1 protein-coding gene is annotated in these 613 nt (G+C 66.4%); it reads left to right on the forward strand.

Annotated features, from left to right (window positions below; translation table 11 throughout):
- Positions 1–298 (forward strand): SRPBCC family protein (locus HM984_RS17475; RefSeq protein ID WP_179350126.1); only part of this gene is annotated, 298 nt, incomplete at its 5' end.
- Positions 299–613: the final 315 nt, after the last annotated feature.

A 613-nucleotide genomic window follows, 5' to 3' on the forward strand; every position in this document is an offset into this window, starting at 1 on the left:
CGTTTTCATCGCCGAGTTCCTCGGTCGGCGTCTGACCTACACCTACGAGGTCGTAGAACTGGTTCCAGACGAACGTTTCGTTATGCGCACGGCCGAAGGCCCCTTCCCGATGGAAACCACCTACGAGTGGAGGCCTGCACCGAACGGTGACACGAAGATGACGCTGCGCAACCGCGGTGAACCATCGGGGTTCTCACGGCTTGGAGCACCATTGATGGCCCGTGCCATGCGTCGAGCCAACAACAACGACCTTGCTCGCCTGAAGGCCATCCTCGAAGCCACACCCGTGGACCAGTGACAACACAGCCCGGTCTGCCACATGCCCTTCTCGTTGGCGTTGTCCCGGCACGACGGACCGAGTCGGCCACACGGTTCGGTCAGCTGCTCGGCCTCTCGACGTACGCGGCAAGGTCAGCGAGCGAAGCGCGTGCTGCCCGCCGCGCGAGGGCGCGGGCGGGGCCCGAGAGGAGCAGGCCGGTCAACGGTCCGCGGGGCACTAGGTGGCCGCTGACCTCCACATACGTCGTTTCCCGATCAGCGGATCTGTTCGGGGCGCCCGCCCGGATGGTCCAGCGTCCCTCTGCGGAGCGGAACGGCCCGGCGCCGCCGTGCA

Source organism: Winogradskyella pacifica (assembly GCF_013403915.1).
GTDB classification, from domain to species: domain Bacteria; phylum Bacteroidota; class Bacteroidia; order Flavobacteriales; family Flavobacteriaceae; genus Winogradskyella; species Winogradskyella pacifica.